13 protein-coding genes are annotated in these 20127 nt (G+C 64.6%); 9 read left to right on the plus strand and 4 right to left on the minus strand.

All coding sequences use genetic code 11. The features are described from left to right. On the minus strand, nt 1–795 hold a 795-nt coding region (locus QZ269_RS04150), incomplete at its 3' end, for an efflux RND transporter permease subunit (RefSeq protein WP_291424603.1). Continuing rightward, nucleotides 792–2369: an HlyD family efflux transporter periplasmic adaptor subunit gene (locus QZ269_RS04155; protein WP_291424605.1), complete on the minus strand. Its 1578-nt coding sequence runs from the start codon at nt 2367–2369 to the stop codon at nt 792–794. The genes QZ269_RS04155 and QZ269_RS04150, both read right to left, overlap by 4 nt. 404 nt (nt 2370–2773) lie before the next feature. On the opposite strand from QZ269_RS04155, the gene QZ269_RS04160 reads away from it, so the two are divergent. The 5 genes from QZ269_RS04160 to QZ269_RS04180 all read left to right on the plus strand — a co-directional run bounded on the left by QZ269_RS04160 (nt 2774) and on the right by QZ269_RS04180 (nt 11627). Then, nucleotides 2774–3769 carry a high frequency lysogenization protein HflD gene (locus QZ269_RS04160; RefSeq protein WP_291424607.1) on the plus strand — a complete coding sequence of 332 codons (996 nt, stop codon included), beginning with the start codon at nt 2774–2776 and terminating at the stop codon, nt 3767–3769. After that, the gene (locus QZ269_RS04165) at nt 3769–8124 is read left to right on the plus strand and encodes a cobaltochelatase subunit CobN (protein ID WP_291424609.1); all 4356 of its coding nucleotides are present in this window, start codon (nt 3769–3771) and stop codon (nt 8122–8124) included. Before QZ269_RS04160 ends, QZ269_RS04165 begins: the two co-directional genes overlap by 1 nt. After that, entirely contained in the window at nt 8114–8680 is a 567-nt protein-coding gene (locus tag QZ269_RS04170) for a hypothetical protein (protein WP_291424611.1), read from the plus strand. Before QZ269_RS04165 ends, QZ269_RS04170 begins: the two co-directional genes overlap by 11 nt. Continuing rightward, nucleotides 8677–9474, plus strand: a complete 798-nt coding sequence (locus QZ269_RS04175) for a bifunctional 2-polyprenyl-6-hydroxyphenol methylase/3-demethylubiquinol 3-O-methyltransferase UbiG (RefSeq protein ID WP_291424613.1) — start codon at nt 8677–8679, stop codon at nt 9472–9474. The genes QZ269_RS04170 and QZ269_RS04175 overlap by 4 nt, the downstream gene beginning before the upstream one ends. 527 nt (nt 9475–10001) lie before the next feature. Continuing rightward, on the plus strand, nt 10002–11627 hold the full coding sequence (locus tag QZ269_RS04180; RefSeq protein WP_291424615.1) for a VWA domain-containing protein: 1626 nt from the start codon (nt 10002–10004) through the stop codon (nt 11625–11627). Nucleotides 11628–11648: 21 nt separating this feature from the next. Here QZ269_RS04180 and QZ269_RS04185 read toward each other — a convergent pair whose 3' ends face one another. Next, nucleotides 11649–13403, minus strand: coding sequence for an ABC transporter substrate-binding protein (locus QZ269_RS04185; RefSeq protein WP_291424618.1), 1755 nt, complete (start codon nt 13401–13403; stop codon nt 11649–11651). A gap of 124 nt (nt 13404–13527) precedes the next feature. Here QZ269_RS04185 and QZ269_RS04190 point away from each other — a divergent pair, with 124 nt between their 5' ends. After that, nucleotides 13528–14778, plus strand: a complete 1251-nt coding sequence (locus tag QZ269_RS04190; RefSeq protein WP_291424620.1) for an anhydro-N-acetylmuramic acid kinase — start codon at nt 13528–13530, stop codon at nt 14776–14778. 344 nt (nt 14779–15122) lie between these two features. On the opposite strand, the gene QZ269_RS04195 is transcribed toward QZ269_RS04190, so the two are convergent. Next, nucleotides 15123–15605, minus strand: a complete 483-nt coding sequence (locus QZ269_RS04195) for a winged helix-turn-helix domain-containing protein (RefSeq protein ID WP_291424622.1) — start codon at nt 15603–15605, stop codon at nt 15123–15125. 411 nt (nt 15606–16016) lie between these two features. Here QZ269_RS04195 and murQ point away from each other — a divergent pair, with 411 nt between their 5' ends. From murQ to QZ269_RS04210, 3 genes are all read left to right on the plus strand, one after another. Beyond that, nucleotides 16017–16928, plus strand: a complete 912-nt coding sequence (murQ, locus tag QZ269_RS04200) for an N-acetylmuramic acid 6-phosphate etherase (RefSeq protein ID WP_291424624.1) — start codon at nt 16017–16019, stop codon at nt 16926–16928. A 1139-nt stretch (nt 16929–18067) separates the two neighbouring features. Beyond that, nucleotides 18068–19027: a type I phosphomannose isomerase catalytic subunit gene (locus tag QZ269_RS04205; RefSeq protein ID WP_291424626.1), complete on the plus strand. Its 960-nt coding sequence runs from the start codon at nt 18068–18070 to the stop codon at nt 19025–19027. A 269-nt stretch (nt 19028–19296) separates the two neighbouring features. Continuing rightward, nucleotides 19297–20073, plus strand: a complete 777-nt coding sequence (locus tag QZ269_RS04210) for an ion channel (RefSeq protein WP_367272207.1) — start codon at nt 19297–19299, stop codon at nt 20071–20073. Nucleotides 20074–20127 lie beyond the last annotated feature (54 nt).

Consider the following 20127-nt stretch of genomic DNA (forward strand, 5'->3'; position numbering starts at 1 on the left):
GCGCACACCCTTCGTGCTGTCCACGATCACGTTGGCGATCTGGCCCAGGTCGGTCAGTTTGGAATTGGTGGTGTAGTTCAAGCTGTTGCCGTTTTGCGAGATGGTGCCGATGGAACTGCTCACGTTGCTGCCGCTGATGGCCCCCGAAACCACCTGCGGATTCAGCCCATAGCTGCTGAGCTTGTTGGGGTCGAGCAGCACCGACACGCTGCGCTGCGTGCCCCCGCTGAGCGACACGTCGGCCACGCTGGCCACGCGCTGAAGCAGTGGCAGCAGCTGATTGTTCACGTAGTCGTATACCTCGGCCTGACTGGCGGTGCCTCCCGCAACCCCGAATTCCAGAATCGCGCTGGCGTTGGGGTTGAAGGTGCGGACGCTGGGGCTGTCGGCCCCGCTGGGCAGCTGGCGGGTCGCCGCCGACACCAGCGAGGCGACCTGATTGGCCGCAGAGTTCTGGTCGGTGCCGTCAGCGAGTTGCAGGGTCACGCGGCTCTGGCCGGTGCTGCTGGTCGAGCTGACGGTGGTCACGTTGGGTACCTGCGCCACCGCCGTCTCGATGACCTGCGTCACGTCGGTATCCACCGAGGCGGGGCTGGCTCCGGTGTAACCCGTGCTGATGTTGACCACCGGGATATTGACCGTCGGGAGCAGGTCCACGCCCAGCGACTGCATCGAGACGACACTAAAGACGACCAGCCCCACGAAAATCCCGATCGAGAACACGTAGCGCGAAACCGAGAACCCGACGAGCGGATTGACCCGGTCGAAGATTTTCTGGCCTAGCTGGCGCGTCACGGCATGCCTCCGGGAGGGCCGCCCTGGGCACGGCCTGATCGCGAACGGGTGCGGGCGCTGGTGGTCACGCTGGCCCCGTCGAGCAGGCCCGTCGGCGGCTGCGAGATGACCTGCGTCCCGGCCTCTATTCCGCTGATCGCCGACTGCGTTCCGGCCTGCCCCAGCACGGTCACGTTATGCTGCCTGGCCTGGCCACTCTGGATGGTAAAAACGTAAGTGGTGGTGCCGTCTACCTGAAGCGCCGTGCTGGGCACCAGGATGCCTTTAGCGACCGTGGCGGTGTACACCACCGAGCCGACGCTGCCCTGCGGGGCCTGGGCCGTGCCCGTGAACTTGGCCGTGACGGGCACGCTTCCCGAGCCGCCGCCCGCGTTCTGAACCACCTTGATGGGGTACTTCTGCTGCCCAACCACATAGGTCAGCTCGGCCCCGACCGGCAGGGTGCCCGCTTCGGTGGCCGGAAGGTTGAACTTGACCTGCTGGGCGGTGCTGACCAGCGTAAAGGCGGCGGCGTTGGCGTTCAGGTACTGCCCCTGGGCGGCGTTCATGACCGTGATGACGCCGTCGTAGGGGGCCGTTACCCTGGCGTTGCCCGCCGCGTTCTGGGCCTGGGCCAGCGCAATTTTGGCCTTTTGCACGTTCAGTCTGGCGGTGATCAGCGCCGAGTTGTTGGTGCGGGTGTTGGTCGCCAGATTGGTCTGGGCGATGATCAGGCTGTTGCGGGCACTCTGCACCTGCACCTCCTGCGCGTCAAGGGTAGCTTTGGCAATGGCCCCCACTTCGTACAGTTTCTGGTTGGCCGCGTAGGTGCTCTGCGCGTTCGCCAGTGAAGCCTGCGCCGCCGTGATCGCCTGTTGCAGGCTGGCGGTGCCCGCGTCTATCTGCGCCTGCTGCGCGTCCAGTTGGGCCTGCGCCGTACCGAGAGTGTTCTGGGCGGCGTCCACGCTGGAGGCCAGGTCTTTATTGTTCAGCGTCAGCACCGTCTGGCCCGCGCCGACCTGATCGCCCACGTTCTTGTTGATCGCGGTCACGGTGCCCGCGGCCTGGGTGTTGACCGTGGTCGTCTGGGCAGGGCTGACCGTGCCTGCGAGTCGGCGCTCGGTGCTCAGCGACCCGGCCTGGGCGACGCTGGCCTGCACCGGCGTCACCACGCCCGTAAAGCCGCCTGCTGCGCCTGTGGCCCCCGTGGCGGCTCCGGTCACCCCTGCGCCGCTGGCCGCCGTGCCTGATCCGGTGCCCACTTCGGCGGATCGGTGCCGCCTTGTGGTGCCGCTGCCTGCGCCTGTGCCCGCGCCCGCGCCCGTTTGGGCCGCGCCCCCCATGCTGCTGGCCCCCGCCTGGGACGTGGTGGCGGTCTGCCCCAGGCGGTAGCCCACAAAGCCCACGCCCGCGATGAGCAGTGGAATCAGAATCCAGCGCAGCAGCCCGCGCCGGGGCGGTTGAGGGGCAGGCGTCACCGTCTGGGTCACGGTTTCGGGCTGCACAGTCTGGCTCTGCACGGTTCCAGTCTGTACAGGGACCGGGGCAGGCGGTAAGCCGTTGGGGTCTGGTGGAAGATTGGCAGTCTGGCTCATATCTGAATAGAACCACCAATCTGTGAAGGTAGAGCGAAGAAGGGTAAGGGGGTCTAGCCCGCCGGATCCTTTTTTCATGCTTGCCATTAACTTCAAGGCCCGCTGAGAGAATGAAATCGCCTTTTTTGGGGCCTGTACCAGGTTCACATATGAAGGTTGTTTGAAGGCGGCCTGGCTGCCCGGTTCAGAGCCGGGCACCTCTGCTAAGCTGCGGCCTGAGTCAGAGCGTCTGATTTACTGCCTTTTTTCTGGAAGTCCGGTGCAAGTCCGGCACGGTCGCGCCACGGTCACAGTCCGACCCAGGGCAGTTAGGTTTCCTTACCCCCGCGTCAGGGGTAAGCGGTGTGCCCACGCGCCGCCGCGTTCCCGACGCACCCGGCTGAGCCAGGCCAGCCCGAGGTGCCATGACTGAACTTTCCTCTTCCGCTGCCCTTCCCCTGACAGTTTCCGAAACGGCTCGCCGGGGCCTGCCTTATTTCGTGGTGGTGGTCGCGCTGCACCTGCTGGCACTGGCGCTGTGGGTTCCGGCGGCGCTGCACGCTCCGGTGCTGTGGGGGGTGGGCCTCACCGCCTACCTGTTTGGGCTGCGCCACGCCTGGGACGCCGACCATATCGCGGTGATCGATAACACGGTGCGTAAACTGCTGAGCCTGCGCCGCCCAGCCCACGGAGTCGGCCTTTTTTTCAGCCTGGGTCATTCCAGCATGGTGTTTTTAATGGCGTTGATGGCCGCTGTGGTGGGCAAAAAGCTGCTGGCGCAGCAGGGCAGCATCAGCACTTTTGGGGGCTGGGTGGGGCCGCTGGTCGCCGGGGGGTATCTATTGATCGTGGCGACGGTCAACCTGTACGGTGCGGGCCAGTTGCTCAGAACAGGTCAGGATCGCCCGCACCATCACGGCGGCGTGCTAGCGCGGTTCATCGGGCCGCTGATGGCGCTGGTCGGGCGGGAGTGGCAGGTGCTCCCGCTGGGCTTTCTGATGGGCCTGGGCTTTGATACCGCCTCGGAAGTCGCGCTGCTGGCGCTGGCTGGGCAAGCTGGGCAACAGGGGCTGGGCTGGGCTGGCATTTTGGCTTTGCCGCTGCTGTTCGCCTCCGGCATGACGCTGCTGGACACCATAGACGGTGTGGTGATGACCCACGCGTATGGATGGGCGCTGCACGACCCCGGCAAAAAACGCGCCTATAACCTGCTGGTCACGGGGCTATCGGGCCTAATCGCGCTGGTCATCGGGCTGGTCACACTCGGGCAGTGGGCCGCAGAACATTTTCCAGCGGCTGGGCGGGCCTTGGCTGTTTTGCAAAACGTGGATGTGTCGCCGCTGGGGTTCTGGCTGGCCGGGCTGACACTGGCGCTGTATCTGGGCGCACAGGTCTGGCTGCGCCGCCGGAGCCGCGCCTGATGCCGGATACGCCGCGCACAGTCAACTCGCGCCTGCCCAATTCGCGCCAACGCGTTACCCGCGCCGATGGCCGTACCATCAACGTGGTTCGCAAGCGCGGCCACCTGACCTACTGCTTTCACGGCTGCTGCTGCGGGCGCACCGATAAGGGCTACCCCGCCGCGCCCGCCGACGCCTACACGCAGGAATGGAAGCGGCGCAAGATGCGTAACCAGGTTCACCTGACCAAAGGCGGCTGCCTCGGCCCCTGCGCCCTGAACAATGTGGCCCACCTGGTCTTCGACGGCTACGACGTGTGGTTTCACTCGGTCAACGATGCGTGGCTGGTGCGCGAAATCTTTGATTACATCTGTGCGATGCTGGAGGCCGACCGTGCTCTGCCGGTGCCGCCCGAGCTTATCGAGTACACCTTTAACTACTACGCCTGGGACGCGGCGTCGGGGTCGGTGGCGGGAGAGCACGAGCAGTCTGCCGCCACCATTCCCGACGCTCTGCACGGGTTTGCACTGCTCTCGCACGCCGATACCGACCTGCTGAACCTGCGGGCTGCCCGCGAGAGCCTGCCGGACGATTTTGGGCCAGTGACCGGCGCCAACCTGGGCCGCCTGCGGGGCGAGGCGCAGATGGCGACCCTGCTGGCGGGCGACGTGGGCCGCGCCGAGGTGATGATCATGCGGGTTCACGGCCAGTTCAGCGCGGTGCCGGGGGCACAGATGCTGCGGGATCACGCCCGCAAGGCCGGGCAGACCCTGATTGTGCTAAGCGGTACCAACGAACCCGACCCCGAACTGGCCCGCCTGAGCTTTGCGCCTTTGCCTGCACTGGATACCGCCCTGGCCTACCTCGCGGCAAGTGGCTGGCAAAACACCCGCGAGCTTTTGCTCTCACTCTCGGACACGCTGCGGATGACCGGGTACGGAGCGCTGCCGCCGCTGGCCCTGCCCGAGCACGGCCTCTATCACCCGCAGTTGCCCGAAAACGCCACGCTTGACGATTGGCAGCGGCTGCGCGACCCACAGCGCCCTGCTGTCGGCGTGCTGTTTTACCGCGCCCACGCCCTTAGCGGCAACACGGCCTTTATTGACTCTTTGATTCAGGCGCTCGACGAGGCCGGAGCCGACGTACTGCCGATTTTTACGACCTCACTCAAGGATACAGACGGGGCCGGGATGCCCAAGGCGTTCGGGTTTTTCGGTGTAAACGATGGCTCACAGCCGCCACCGCGCATCTCTGCTCTCATCTCTACCCTTTCCTTTGCCATGGGCGAGGTCAATACGGGCGGTATGACCGAGGCGGGCGCGGGCGTGTCGGCGCTGTCACGGCTGAATGTGCCGGTGGTGCAGGGCCTCACGCTGGGCGGCGCACGCGGCCCCTGGGACACCAGCGCACGCGGCCTGAACCCGCTGGACACCGCCATGAACGTGGCGATTCCGGAATTCGACGGGCGCATCATCTCGGTGCCGTTTGCCTTCAAGGAACAGGACGGCGAGGCGCGGCGGCTTATGGCTGACCCCGAACGCACAGCGCGGCTGGCAGGCACAGCATTGCGCCTCGCCCGCCTGCGCCACCAGCCCAACAGCCACAAGCGCCTGGCCTTCGTGTTCACCAATTCCACGTCCAAAGCCTCGCAGGTGGGCAACGCGGTGGGGCTGGACTCGGCGGCCTCGCTGCTGCGGCTGCTGCGGGCACTACGGGCCGACGGCTACGATGTGGGCGACCTCCCCGAGTCGTCCGACGCGCTGATGCATGAACTGATCGAGCGCAGCAACTACGACGCTACGGTCATGACGCCGGGGCAACTGGCCCGCGCTGCCGTGCGGATTTCGGCGGAGCAGTACGCGGGCTGGTTCGGGGAGCTGCCGCTCTCGCAGCAGCGGCGTATGCAGGAGCAGTGGGGGAAGCCGCCGGGTGAAGCCTACGTTCACGACGGACACATCTGCCTCGCGGGGATGCAGTTCGGCAAGTGCTTTGTGGCGCTGCAACCGCCGCGCGGCTACGGCATGGACCCCGACGCGATTTATCACACGCCGGACTTGCCGCCCACCCACCACTATTACGCGCTGTACCGCTGGCTGCGCGAACCCACCGCGCTGGGCGGCTTCGGCACAGACGCCATGATTCACGTCGGCAAGCACGGCACGCTGGAATGGCTGCCCGGCAAGGGGGTGGGCCTGAGCGAGCAGTGTTTCCCCGACAGCTTTCTGGGCGACCTGCCGCTGTTCTACCCGTTTGTCATCAATGACCCTGGTGAGGGCACCCAGGCCAAACGCCGCGCCCACGCCACCATTCTTGACCACCTGCCGCCGCCGCTGACCCGCGCCGACACCTACGGCCCGCTCGCGGAACTGGCCGCCCTGGTAGACGAGTATTACCAGTTGGAATTGCTCGACCCCAGCAAATTGCCGCTGCTCCAGGGCCAAATCTGGGAGCTGGTTCAAAAAACCAACCTGGGCACCGATCTGGACACCATGCTGACCCGCAACCACGGCGACCACGTTCACGAGTGGGACGACACCGACGCGGGGGACGGCGTTCCCCTGACCATTGCCGAGATGTCGGGCAGCGACGTGGCGCACCTGCTTGAAGATATAGACGGCTACCTGTGCGAACTGGGCGCGGCGCAAATCAGAGACGGCCTGCACACGCTGGGGTTGCCGCCGCAGGGCGAGCAGATGCCCGAAATGCTGCGGGCGCTGACGCGGCTAAGCAACGCGGAGGTGCCGGGCCTGCACGCGGGGCTGGCTGGGGTGCTGGGGCTGAATCTAGAGGGGTTACTTGACGCGCCGGGCGAGCGACTAGAGGGAGACGCCGCCCTGTCGCAACTCGCCGCCCGCCCCGTGCAGACCAACGGCGACGCCCTGGAGCTGCTGGACGAACTCGCGCTGCACCTCTACCAGTCGCTGGCCGACCACGCTTACGACTCTGCTGCCCTCCCCGAGGTGCTGACCCTGACTCTTGGACCCCGCACCAGCTACGGCACGCTGGCGCAGACGCTGGACTATGCCTGCCAGGTGCTGAAACCCAACCTTGAGCGCACTGACGAGGAAATTTCCAATCTGCTGGCGGGCCTCTCGGGGCGCTACGTACCGGCGGGGCCAAGCGGCGCACCGTCACGCGGGCAGGCGCACATTTTGCCCACAGGACGCAACTTTTACGCCGTAGACCCCCGCGCCGTGCCCTCGGCGGCGGCGTGGCAGGTCGGGCAAAACCTGGCGCGGGAAGTGCTGGCCCGCCACCTAAAGGAAACGGGCGCGTACCCCGAACACGTCGCCATCAGCGTGTGGGGCACGTCCAACATGAGAACGCAGGGCGACGACCTCGCCGAAATCTTTGCGCTGCTGGGGGTCAAACCCGTGTGGCACCCGCAAAGCCGCCGCCTGGAAAGCGTGGAGTTGCTGCCCCTTTCCGAACTGGGGCGCCCGCGCATAGACGTGACGGTACGCATCTCCGGCTTTTTCCGCGACGCCTTTCCGCACCTGATTGCCCTACTGGACGAGGCTTTTGCGCTGGCGATGCACGCCGATGAAGACCCCGAGCAGAACTTTGCGCGTAAGCATTATCTGGCCGAACTCGAAGGCCGCCTGAACGACCTACCCCCCGAGGAGGCCGAGGCCCGCGCCCGCTACCGCGTGTTCGGCAGTGCGCCGGGAACATATGGGGCGGGGATTTTAGACTTGATTCACGAGGGCAACTGGCAGACCGACGCCGACTTTGCCACCACCTTTGTCAACTGGGGCGGCTACGCCTACACCGCCGCCGAGGCCGGTGCCGACGCCCGCGAGGATTTCCGCGCCCGGCTCTCGCAGACCCAACTAGTGCTGCACAACCAGGACAACCGTGAGCACGACATCTTTGACAGTGACGACTACCTGCAATTTTTCGGCGGGATGATGGCCTCGGTGCGTTCGCTAAGCGGCGTGCAGCCGCGTGGATACTTTGGCGACAGCGCCAACCCGGAGCGGGCGCGGGTGCGCGACCTGAAGGAAGAGGCCCTGCGCGTCTACCGCAGCCGCGTGGTCAATCCCAAGTGGCTGGAAGGCATCCGGCGGCACGGCTATAAAGGCGGCCTGGAGCAGACCGCCACCGTGGATTATTTGTTTGGCTTTGACGCCACCGCCCAAATTGCCCACGACTTCATGTACGAGGGCGTGGCGCAGAATTACGCGCTGGACGCCGAGAATCAGGAATTTTTGAAGCAGAGCAACCCGTGGGCGCTGAACGCGATTGCAAACAGGCTGCTAGAAGCCCAGGAGCGGGGCATGTGGGACGCCGCGCCGGACACCCTGGCCGCGCTGCAAAACCTGCTGGCCGAGAGCGAAGGACTGCTGGAAGAGCGGGGGGAACGTGGCCGCTGAAGGCTGGCTCTGGGCGCTGGGCGCGGTTATCTTGCTTGTTCCGGTGGGGCTGGTCGGCAGTTACATCTGGCAGGCGGGGCTGGATTTACACGCGCCCAGAGACGCGCGGGAGTATCTGGAACTGCGCCGCCGGGGGCATGAAGATGTCGCGGGCAAAGCCCTGTGGATAGAAGCGAGGCGGTTTAAAGGCCCGCTGACGGTGTTGATGCCGGGCGGCACCGGAGACCGCGACCTGAGCGCCGAACTCGCCCGCTATCTGGCAAAGCGTGGCCGGGCGGTGGGTGACCTGACCAACGACCCCAACCTGCGCCGCCGCTTCTTTGAGGCTCATGCATTTGCCCTTGGGGACTTGCAAACTGGGGAACTCAGGACGCTGGACGGCACGCCTTACCGGGTGGAGTGCAAAAAAGCCCAGACAAGCCACACCTGCCAGATAGGCCAGACCAAAGCGTACAGCTACTTCCAACAGCCCCGCAACGACAGCAGCCTCTATTTGCCCTCGGGTGCCCAACCCAAGGATTTAGACTTCCTCCCCTTTTTAGACGGTGCCCGGTGACCGCTGACCCCTTTACCCGCTGGCGCGACCTTGTTCTTTCGGCCCGCTCCAGGCGCTACGAAGCCGGGCGCGACCTCGCCTTCTGGCAGACCAAAGCCGCCGACTACGACGACTCGCAGCCCGCCCTGCCGAACACGGTGCGCTGGCTGAGTCAGCAGCTACGCGGCGCACAGAGCCTGCTGGAAGTGGGCGCAGGCACGGGCCGACTGCTGCTGCCGCTGGCGGAAGGTGTGCCACACGTCACCGCGCTGGACTACTCGCCGGAGATGCTGGCCCGCCTGCAAGCCAAGGCTCCGCCGCCGAACGTAAAAACCGTGTGTTGCCCGCTGCAAGACGCCCCCGCGCACGTTCCGCCGCACGACGCGGCGCTGTCGGCGTGGTCGCTGGCCTATCAGCCGGATTTGCGCTCGGCGCTGAACACCATTCGCCAGCTGAGCCGAGAGCGTTTTTATCTGCTGGAAGACGACGGCATAGGCAGCCCGCATGTGCAGTTGCGCCGTTCGCTGGCGGGAAATCCGAAGCCGGGGCGGGCGACGTTGCTGCGCGAGGCTCTGAGGGCGCTGAGCTGGGAGTATGGCGTGCAGCACATCACCGAGCAGCGTGAATTGATTTTGCCGAATACACCCGCGCTACTGGCGCTGACCCGCTTACCGCTGCTTGAAAATGAAGTGCTGGACGCGCTAGAGCCGTATCTCACTCGGCAGGGCGCGGGCTGGCGCTACCGCTGGACTTTTGAAGTCACGGTATTGACTGTGTCGGCCCTAATCCGGGCTGACCTGGGAGCCGTCCAGTGAGCGCCCCCTCATTCCTGCTGATTGCCCTGCTGACCGCTCAGAGCCTGCCGGGGAAAAAGGACATCACCTCTACCCCAAGTGCAACGAGAAGCCAAACAGGAGCTGCGGGCAGAGGCGCATCTGGTGCTTTTGCGGGGATACCAGAATTGAGCGCAGTCCGTATAACTCAGTACACCGAAGTTAATCTTCAGGGGAACCGAGCAGAGCGGGAACCGTCAGAAGTACGTTGTACCGGGAAGGAAGAGGTTTCGGCGCTACTCCAAAAGCTCCTAATGTTAGAGCCGTTCTCCGAATGATGGGCACGTCGGAACAACACCGCCGCCCCCCTTCATTCTACGTCCTGCTCTTTTTTTTACTCGTTCCACTCGGCAAAAAGATGGTCAAAAGAGCACCGTCTTTTTGCAAAAGGCTCTAAGTCCAATGTACCTAGGGGGCAAACGGTGAGCACAACAGATTCACAGGCACACATTCCACAGCCAAAGATCCCAAAGGCACTCCCTTCGCAACCGCTTTATCCACTTGCCGCAGTGGCCCACCAGCCGCAGCTGTTACTGGCGCTGTCGCTGCTGGCGGTGTCACCCGAAATCGGCGGCCTGCTGATTCGTGGGGACCGGGGCGCGGCCAAAAGCACGGCGGCGCGGGGACTGGGGGCGCTGTTGCCGGGCGGTGAGTTCGTGAACCTGCCGCTAGGCGCGACCGAAGACCGCGTGTTGGGCACGCTTGACCTCGACGCCGCACTTAGGGGTGAGGTGAGGCTCAAGCCCGGCCTGATGGCGCAGGCGCACGGCGGGCTGCTCTACATAGACGAGGTCAACCTGCTGCCCGATCACCTGGTGGACGTCCTGCTGGACGCCGCCGCGATGGGTGTGGTGCGGGTGCAGCGCGACGGCCTTAGTGCCGAGGCTCCGGCGCGGTTCGCGCTGATTGGCAGCATGAACCCCGAAGAAGGGCAGTTGCGCCCACAGTTTCTAGACCGTTTTGGCCTGTGCGCCGATGTGCTGGCCCCACTCGACCCGGTTCAGCGTGCCGAAATCATGCGCCGCCGTATCAGCTTCGAGACCGACGCTGCCACATTTGCGGCGCAGTGGCAAGGGGCGCAGGAACAGCTCCGGGAACAGTTGCGAACTGGGCGCACTCTGGCGGCGCAGGTGCATCTGCCTGGCGAATTCCTGACCCGAATCGCCGAACTGACTGGCGCGGCAGGGGTGCGGAGCCTGCGGGCCGATCTGGTCTTGCACCGCGCCGCCCGCGCTTACGCCGCACTAGAAGGGCGTTTGCAGGTGCAGTGGTCGGATGTGGAGGCCGTCGCCCCGCTGGTGCTTAATCACCGCCGCGACCCACGCCAGAGTCCGCCCCCGCCTCAATCTTCACCGCCTCAATCCCCACTGGCACCGCCCCCCGAGGATGAACCCGCACTAGCTGGGCCGCCCAGCCGTGAGGAAGTCTTTGTGCCTACCGCTGCCGCGCCGCTGGACCTCCGGCCCGGCAGTACCGGAACACATGCGGCTGACAGACAAGGTGCCCGGCTGACCCGCACCGTTGCCGACCCCGACCCGGAACGCCTGCACCTTCCCTCGACCCTGCGGGCCGCCCTTGAGCGCAGCGGAACCGGCGAATTCTCGGTGACCCGCACCGATTTTCAGACCCCGGTCTACGAGCAACGGGGCGGGCGGCGGGTGCTGTTCGTGGCCGACAGCAGCGGCAGCGTGGGCGCGGCGGGGCGCATGGGCGCGGTCAAGGCTGCCATGCTGGACGTACTGGAACGGGGCAGCGGGGGCCGCGACCGGGTCGCCCTGATCGTCTTTCGGGGCACCGGAGCCACGCTAAACCTCGACTGGACCGACGATAGACAAGCCGCCGAGGAAGCGGTTCGGCTGGTGCCAACAGGTGGCCGCACGCCGCTGGCCCACGCGCTGGAACTGGCCGCCGAAGTTTTGCGTGGGCAGCGCGGCGCTGAACTGGTGCTGTTCACCGATGGCCGGGCTAATGTGCCGCTTTCTGCGGGCAGCGACGCCTGGGCCGATGCCTTGACGTCGGCGGCAAGCTTACAGGGCGTGTCCTGCACCGTGGTGGATACTGAGACCGGGCATGTCCGGCTGGGCCGCGCCGCTCAGCTCGCCCGGGTGCTGGGGGGCAGCGTGACCACGCTATGAGGCGGGCGGCGACCGTTGAGGTCACTTCTGGTAGATCAGTGGCACCGGGTTGTAGCCTGGGATGACGCCAAGGTTATACACATAGTTGCCGTACTTGTTGCTGACCGCGCCGAGGTTGTCAGGCTTGGCAATGGGTGTGACCGGCAGGTTCTGGGCGAACAGCAGCTGCCAGCGGATATACAGCGCCTTACGCTGCGCCGGGTCGGTGGTCACTGCCGCCTGATTGAAAATGGTGTAGATGTCTTTTTCCCAGGGGGCCATTTTGCTCACGGTGGCCGGGTCGCCGTCTTTGGCGGCTTGCAGGCTGCGGTGCCAGTAGTACAGGCTGCCGCCGGGCTGCCAGATCGGTTTACGTAGCTCGGGGTCGGGCTGGTCGCCGAACGCGTGGACGATGGTTTCCCAGTCGCCGCTCATGCCTGTCGAAAGCAGTTTGCTGCTCAGGAGGCCCTTGAGGTTGACCTTAACGCCCACCTTGCCAAAGTCGCTTTGCAAGATGGTGGCGATGGCCGGATACACGCTGCTGTCGGTGCCGTAAGCCATATCGAATTCAAGCGGTTTGCCGCTGGGCAGCAGGCGAAGGCCAGCGGGATTCTTCTTGCTCAGGCCCAGGGCGTCCAGGGCTTTGTCCGCCGCCGCGAGGTCGAAGGTGCCGAGCTGACGGGTAGTGTTCGCGTAGAACGCCTTGTTGGCGGGCGCGACGCCGTGCCCCGGCAGGGTCGCCAGCGTGTTGAACACCGTTTCGATGATGCGCGGGCGGTTGACCGCACTCTGCATGGCCCTGCGAAAGCGCACGTCGCTGAACAGTTTGGCGAGCGCGGGGTCTTTAGCATCGAAGTTATAGGCCAAGAAGGGCGGGCTGCCGAACAGCGCCGTGCTCCGCATCACCTTGAAGGGCGCGCCATTCACTTCCTTTTGCTTGAGGTCGGGAAACTGCGCCCCGGTCAGGTTAATCTGGTCGAGGTTGCCACTCAGGAACTGCGCGACCTGGGCCTGCGGATCACGAATAATCAGGAATTCGAGCTTGTCGAGGTAAGGCAGTTGCTGGCCCTTGCCGTCGACCTTCCAGTAGTTCGGATTTTTAAGCAGCGTGACTTTCTGGCCAGTGCTATAGCTGCCGAGCCTGAAGGGGCCGGTGCCCACGACCTCCGCCGGGCTGACGTTGGTGGGCCACGCCGAGTTGATGTCACCGGGCTTGGCCCCGCCCTCGACGCTGTTTTTGAGGAGCTTGTGGCGGGGCATGATGAAATAACGCTGCTGAAGCAAAAAGGCCGGGGCTGGGCGCGGCAGCGTAAATCTGACGGTGTTCTGGTCGACCTTGCTGACGGTGATGTCCTGCCCGCCGAGCTTGAAGTTGCCCGCGTCGCCTGCCCGCGCCTCGGGGTTCATGACGATATTCTTGTAGGTAAACACCACGTCGTCGGCGGTGAGCGGCTGGCCGTCGCTCCATTTGACGCCCTGGCGCAGCTTGAAGGTGTAGGTTTTGCCGCCGTCGCCCACCACCCAGCTTTCGGCCAGCGCAGGCTCGATCTTGTAGGTCACGAGGTTGAATTCGACCAGCCCGTCGAACAGCTGCTGGGAAATCAGGCCCAGATTGTTGTCGATCACGCCGTAATAAAAGAGGCTCTGGGGGCTGTCGCCCAGCGGCAGGGTGTAGGTGCCGCCGCGTTTGCCGTCTACCACGCCCAGCGGGCCATAGCCGGTGAATTTTTTGGGGGCCGCCGACGCGCCGCCAAGTAGGGCCAGACCGAGAAGCAGAAGAGAAGTGCGCTTGAGCATGGAATAAACCTCCGGGAATTGTGCAAACTGTACGCACCCTAGTACGCGCGGGCCTGCACTTGCAACTCCGGTTTCCGCAGTTCTGCGGTTGCTCTCCACGGCAAAAGTGTTACGGTCGGTACAGATGGCAGACACGTTTAAGGCAGGCGCGTTCAAGGCAACTGCGTTTTCTGCGGGCGACCGTGCCCCACGGGTTTTGGGCCTGATGAGCGGCACCAGCGCCGACGGCATAGACGCCGCGCTGCTTGAACTGAGCGGCTGGCCCGCGCCCGGCAGCGTTCTCCCCTTTCCCCGCCTCAGCGGCGCGGCCCCGCGTGGGCAGGTCGTCGAGCACGTCTTTACGCCGTTTGCGCCGGAACTGCGCGGAGTCGTGCTGCGGGCCATGCGCGGCGAGGCCGACACCGCCGCGCTGACGCAGCTGCACTGGCAACTGGGCGAGGCCCTGGCTGAAGCCGCCCTGCCGCTGGCCCCGCACGCCGATCTGATCGCCTCGCATGGGCAGACGGTGCAGCACCACCCCCGCGTGACGCCGGAGCGCGGCTGGGTGCGGCCCGCCACCCTACAACTGGGCGAGGCCGCCGTAATCGCGCAGCGCTGCGGCAGGCCCGTCGTGGCCGATTTTCGCCCGGCGGATATGGCGGCGGGTGGCGTGGGTGCCCCGCTGGTGCCGTTCGCTGACTGGGCGCTGTTCGGGGAGAGCAACGTGCGGCGGGTGGTTTTGAACATCGGCGGGCTGGCAAACCTGACCTATCTGCCGGGGCTTGACGCTTCCGGTATGGACGCTTCTGGCGTCATCGCCTTCGACACCGGCCCCGGCAACTGCCTGCTCGACGAAATTGCGGCGCTGACCGGGCAAACCTGTGACCTGGGCGGGCAACTGGCGGCGGCTGGCCGGGTCCATCAAGCGACGCTAGAACACTGGCTGGCCCATCCCGAACTGGCCGCCCCACCGCCAAAAGCCACCGGGCGCGAGGTCTGGAGCCTGTCGCGGCTGGGAACGCCCAACCTCTCCTCTTCTCCACTGGCCGCCGCCGATCTCGCGGCCACTGCTACCGCCCTGAGCGCCCGCACCATTGCCGACGCCCTGCGCTTCTTGCCTGCCCCGCCCGACGAGGTCGTGGTGGCGGGCGGCGGCGCGAACAATCCGGTACTGCTGCGCGAGCTGGCAGCGGCCCTCTCCCCCGTTCCGCTGTGGACGTTCGCCGAAGTCGGCTGGGCCGCGCGGGGCTTCAACGAGGCCACGCGCGAGGCGGCGGCGTTCGCGCTGCTGGGCTACTGCCGCGCCCAGGGCTGGGCCAACACCCTGCCGCACACCACCGGGGCACGCTGGGCGGTCAGCGCCGGAAAAGTGACGCCCGCGCCGCTCTGGGTGTAATACGGACTGCCGCTCCACTGCGCCACAGTCGGGAAGACCGCAGTCCGTATAATACGGATTCCGCTAAATTCCGCCACAGTCGGAAAATCGCCGTCTGTGGCTCCATACCGCGAAACCCGTATGCTGTTCCTACTCACATCCGCTCGGATTGATTCAGAACTGCACCGAATCAATCGGAATCCGTATAACTCAATTTTGCGAGAGGATGGACTGGACGGATTGGAAGTCTGTCCCGTGGGTGCCCAACTCGCGGCGAATATCAGGAGGAGTCGCACACGATGTTCGTCCATCAATCAGGGCAAGACGCGGGGATAGAGCGGCGCCGATTGGCAAAGCTTCTCCCCCTAGGACTTTGTCTTGACCGCTTCGCTTGCCTCATCACTGCTTCCAGTAGGTCGGGCACGCGCTTTCTGCTTTGAGAATCCAGCAGCGTTCAGCCACTCGTAGGCCCTGCTCAGGAAGACTTCTTTGCCGAATTCCTGCTTTACCCACTGTTGAACCTTTTTACCGTCCCACAGGACGCCTTGACCAAAATCCTCTTGAAGCTGAGCCGCAAGACGTTGTTGCTCAGTAGCCGTCAGTATCGTGGGCGCTCCCTGGTTATCGTGGCGACCATCACGCAGACCAGCCAGGCCCAGTTCGTGATAGCGCCGGACGGTGAGACGTGCTGGGTTCACGGAATACCTGGTAAGGTCAAACACTTCTGCTTCGGGTCTGCCCTCAGCGAGTAGAGCTAGAAACTGTGCTCGTCGGCGTTCTACAGCACAAGTGCTACGCCGATAGATGTCCCAAAAGTCTTGGGGGGCGTGCTTGAATTCAACAGTCATATAGAGCTTTTTAATGCCCTATTCTACCATTTCTAATCGGAGCCGATATGAGAGGCTGTTCGAACCCTTGAACCCCGAGCGAAGGAAGCAGCCAAAGCTAGTGGCCGAGAAGGGTGCAGGTCATCTGGATGCTTTTCCTGAATGACCGGAACTGTACCCGGCAGCCGGGGGCCACGGGGAGGACTTAGAGCAGTTCTCCGAATGATGGGCACGTCGGAAAAACACCGCCGCCCCGTTCATTTTACGTTCTGCCATTCTACGTCCTGCTCTTTTTCTTTCACTCGTTCCACTCGGCAAAAAGATGGTCAGGAGAGCACCACCTTTTTGTAAAATGCTCTAAGTCCGGTTCGTTGTCTACCGGCGCGATCTCGTAGTTCTGGTAGACACCCCGCCGCTATTCTTGGAGCATCCATGAGCGACCAGACCCAGACCGACACCCGCCGCACCGAACAGGTCAACCCCGACTCCGCCGACCTCGACCTCTTAAGCACTGAGGCGCTGGTGCGGGCCTTTGCCGACGACCAGTTGCGGGCGGTGCAGGCGGTGCAGGCGGCGGCCCCCGCACTGGCTAAAGCCGTCGAAGCCGCCGTCACGCGACTGGAACGCGGCGGCCGACTGGTCTACGCTGGGGCGGGAACCAGCGGGCGGCTGGGCGTGCTGGACGCCACCGAGCTGACGCCGACTTTCGGCTGGCCCAGTGAACGCGCCGTACCACTGATCGCGGGCGGTGAGCGGGCCATCCGGCAGGCGGTCGAGGGTGCGGAGGACGACTTCGGGGCCGGGAAGCGCGACGTGCAGGCCGTGAAGATCGGCCCCGACGACGTGCTGATCGGTGTGGCGGCCAGCGGCTCGACGCCTTATGTTCTGGGTGCGCTAGAGGCGGGTCAAGAAGCCGGGGCCTTGACCGTAGCGCTGGCGAACAATCCGGGAGCACCAATCCTCAGCGCTGCCGAGCACGCCATCTTGCTCGATACCGGCCCCGAGGTCATCAGCGGCAGCACGCGGCTCAAAGCGGGCACGGCCCAGAAGATCGCACTGAATACCTTCTCTAGCGCCGTGATGGTGCGCCTGGGCAAGGTCTATGGAAATCTGATGGTGGACGTGAAGGCGACCAATGAAAAGCTGCGCGGGCGGGCCGTGCGGCTGGTGTGTCACGCCACTGGCGCCGACGCCGCTACTGCCCAGACGGCGCTGAATGCAGCGGGCGGCAGCGTAAAAACGGCCATCGTGATGCTCCTACGGGGCGTGGACGCTGCCGGGGCGCAGGCACTGCTCGCGCAGGCAGGCGGTCACCCCCGCACGGCGCTGGACGCCAGACTCTAGGATGTGTGTATAGGCCTGGAAAATTTTTTAAGGTGCATTGCAGACACGGTTTTTCGACCCTGGCCCGTTGTGAAAGCCGCCCGAACTGGCTGGCTTGCCCCGTAAGCACACCTACGAGGATTTACGGGGGCCTGCGTGGGCTGGAAAAAGCAGGCAAGCAAAAGTGGCCGCTTAAGGTGGTCAAGGTGATTGGGCCATTCACGGCAGCCCTGCTGCCCGACAGCGTGGTGCTAGGCGGCAACGCCAAACTGTTCCCCGACCATCTGGATGACCTCTCCCGAACGCGAAGCTGGGCAAGAACTCCAGCGCCTTCATCGGCGGGTGAAAGCTTAGCAATGACGCGAACTCAATTCAGAGTACGTCCAGCAAGCCGTTGTTAGCTTCTCCCTGCTTGCGAGAGAGATTGGGACGGCAGCGAAGCCGTCTTAGCACTGGACAATCTAGTTTAACTTCCAGAGGACGAGTGACTAACGCGTAAGTCCTGAGCTGAAACTGGGGGAGCGCGGGGCCGTTCTTTACGTAAAGAACACTTTCCGTTTTTGCGACTTTCGCCGTCTAGCAAAGACAAATTCCTCTTGGTCATCCAACGAGCAAAGAAATGTTCGCTTCCAGAATACCCGCCCACATTCAGCAAGGCTGCCCGGCGTTTCACCTCCCCCTGAGCCGCGTCCGACAGAATGGCGCAGTGTGCCCTACGCGAACTGCGCTCAATTCCGCCCGCAGTCGGGAGCGATCAGGCCCCATCCTGGGTGCCGTTCTGACCAAGAAGCGGTCAGGCTTGCTCAAGCAAATCCGTGTTGCCCGGGAAGACACCTCCCGAGCCTCTGTACGCAGCTCTGCAAGTCCGGAGCGTGACATCCGTCACCGCAAAGTCCGCATGTTGTTCCTACTCGCGTCCGCTCGGATTGATTTGGGATTGCACCGAATCAACTGGCAGTCCGTATAAGTCACGGCCAGCTCCAGTTCCGACCATCCGGGCAAAGCACGCAGATGACCTACACTTTTCCCAGCCACCACCTTTGGCTTCTCTCTTCGGTCAGGGTTCAAATACGGCGGCTATGCCAACCACGGGGACACCAGCCCCTACAATCGGGCTGACCGCTGAGCTTCATCTGGCGGGCGCGTTTTATACTGCCCCCATGAGCCTCTCCGATGCACTCCGTGCCCCCCTCCAGTTCGAACCGGCCTTCAAGGAACGGGTCTGGGGGGGGCGTCAGCTTCTGCCAGGCAGTGACCAGCTCATCGGCGAGGCGTGGATTTTGCACGAGGATCAGCCGGTCGTAGCCGGGCCGTTCGCCGGGCGCACTCTGGCCGATTTGACCTGCGAGTACCCGGCCCAGTTGCTCGGCGAGGGTCACGTAGCAGCCCGCAAAGCCGGACGTTTTCCGCTGCTGCTTAAGCTGCTCGACTGCCAGGACTGGCTGAGTGTGCAGGTTCACCCGGACGACCAGCAGGCGCGGGAAATGGTCGGCCCGGATGAGAACGGCAAGACCGAGGCGTGGCACATTCTCAGGGCGGAACCGGGCGCAAAACTGATCTCAGGCACCCGCGCAGGCGTCACCGACGAGCAGGTGCGGCAGGCTATTTTAAGCGCCAACGTGTCCGGCGTGACCCAGGAAAGCGCCGTTCACGCGGGCGAAACACTGATGGTGCCCGCCGGAACCCTGCACGCGCTGGGGCCGGGGCTGCTGATCTACGAAATCCAGCAGACCAGCGACACGACCTACCGCGTCTACGATTGGGACCGTCCGGCGTCGGCGGGGCGCGAGCTGCACCTTGAGCAAAGCGCCCAGGTCACGCAGCCAGGCCAGGCCAAGTTCACCCCCGCGCACCCTCCGCAGCCCGGCGCAACCGATCAGCTGGCCGAGTGCGAATTTTTCCGGCTAGAGCAGCTCCAGGGCGACGCCGCGCACCCGGTCGGCGGCGACACCGCCAGGCAGGGCTTTCACGTCCTGACCGTAAAAAGTGGCGAGGCGCGGCTCAGCACGGCAGCGGGCGAACTGACGCTCAGGCCCTACGACACGGTGCTGCTGCCCGCCGCGCTAGGGGCCTACGAACTGAGGGGCACCTTTGAAATCCTGCGGGGGCAACAGTCATAGCTCCGACGCCTGAGTCAGAGCGTGTAGCGGCCTCCACACCGTCCGTTTCAAAGCAGGCCACTTCCACGCAGCCCAGCGACGACCTGGGACTCTCCGGCACCTTCGAGGGCGAGTCGCGCTTTATTCACCGCGACGGGCGCTTCAACTCGCGGCGCACCGGCCTGGGCCTTAGCGCCTACAACCCCTACACCGTCCTGCTGGCGCTGCCCTGGCCGCAGTTTTTCGCTTGGGCGCTGGCGGTATACCTGCTGCTCAACGGGCTGTTCGCGCTGATCTACTTTGCGCTGGGGCCGCGTGCCCTCAGCGACAGCCCGATGTTGGAAAGCAGCCGCCTGGCCACCGACTTCTTCTTCTCGGTGCAGACCTTTGGCACCATCGGTTTCGGACATGTCTACCCGGCTACCACCGCCGCCAATCTCGCGGTGACGCTTGAAGCGTTCGTGGGGCTGGTGGCGGTGGCTCTGCTAACGGGGATGCTGTTCGCGCGGTTCTCGCAGGCTAACCACCGGGTACTGTTCAGCGATCACGCGGTCATCGCACCCTACCAGGGAGGCCGCGCCCTGATGTTCCGGATGGTCAACGGGCGGCGCAGCGAACTGATCGACGTGTCGGTCGAGGTCGTGCTGACCCTGCGCCAAGACGAGTGGGACGAAACGGGCAACCGGGCCAATCCTTCACTGAACAACGCGGAACACACCCAGCACCGCCAGTTTGTGCCCCTGGCGCTAGAACGCTCACAGGTCACCCTCTTTCCGCTGGCCTGGACCGTGGTGCATCCCTGTGACCCCGAAAGCCTCTTCACGCGCCTGAACGCTGCCGAACTCGCGGCCCACGACGCCGAGGTTATCGTGATCTTCCGCGCGACCGACGAGGTTTCGCAGCAGCCAGTGCAGGCCCGCGTCAGCTATCACAGTAGCGAAATCCTGTGGGAGCGGCGTTTCGTGCCGATGTATGTCCGCACAGGCCGCCAGCTGGCCGTCGATGCCCGGCTGCTCCACACCACCGAGGCCCTGCCGGAACCTCCAGCGGCCCCGAATGCGTCATAGTAAGCGTAACAGTAAAGGAAATAGCCGCTTCTCAGGCGTATTTATGAGCGAAAA

This window comes from Deinococcus sp. (assembly GCF_018260405.1).
Taxonomy (GTDB): domain Bacteria; phylum Deinococcota; class Deinococci; order Deinococcales; family Deinococcaceae; genus Deinococcus.

What these genes read in the sequence shown, in the direction of transcription:
- QZ269_RS04195 (WP_291424622.1), bottom strand. Translation starts at nt 15,605, where the DNA reads ATGACTGTTGAATTCAAGCACGCCCCCCAAGACTTTTGGGACATCTAT.
- QZ269_RS04185 (WP_291424618.1), bottom strand. Translation starts at nt 13,403, where the DNA reads ATGCTCAAGCGCACTTCTCTTCTGCTTCTCGGTCTGGCCCTACTTGGC.
- murQ (WP_291424624.1), top strand. Translation starts at nt 16,017, where the DNA reads ATGAGCGACCAGACCCAGACCGACACCCGCCGCACCGAACAGGTCAAC.
- QZ269_RS04160 (WP_291424607.1), top strand. Translation starts at nt 2,774, where the DNA reads ATGACTGAACTTTCCTCTTCCGCTGCCCTTCCCCTGACAGTTTCCGAA.
- QZ269_RS04155 (WP_291424605.1), bottom strand. Translation starts at nt 2,369, where the DNA reads ATGAGCCAGACTGCCAATCTTCCACCAGACCCCAACGGCTTACCGCCT.
- QZ269_RS04205 (WP_291424626.1), top strand. Translation starts at nt 18,068, where the DNA reads ATGAGCCTCTCCGATGCACTCCGTGCCCCCCTCCAGTTCGAACCGGCC.
- QZ269_RS04165 (WP_291424609.1), top strand. Translation starts at nt 3,769, where the DNA reads ATGCCGGATACGCCGCGCACAGTCAACTCGCGCCTGCCCAATTCGCGC.
- QZ269_RS04190 (WP_291424620.1), top strand. Translation starts at nt 13,528, where the DNA reads ATGGCAGACACGTTTAAGGCAGGCGCGTTCAAGGCAACTGCGTTTTCT.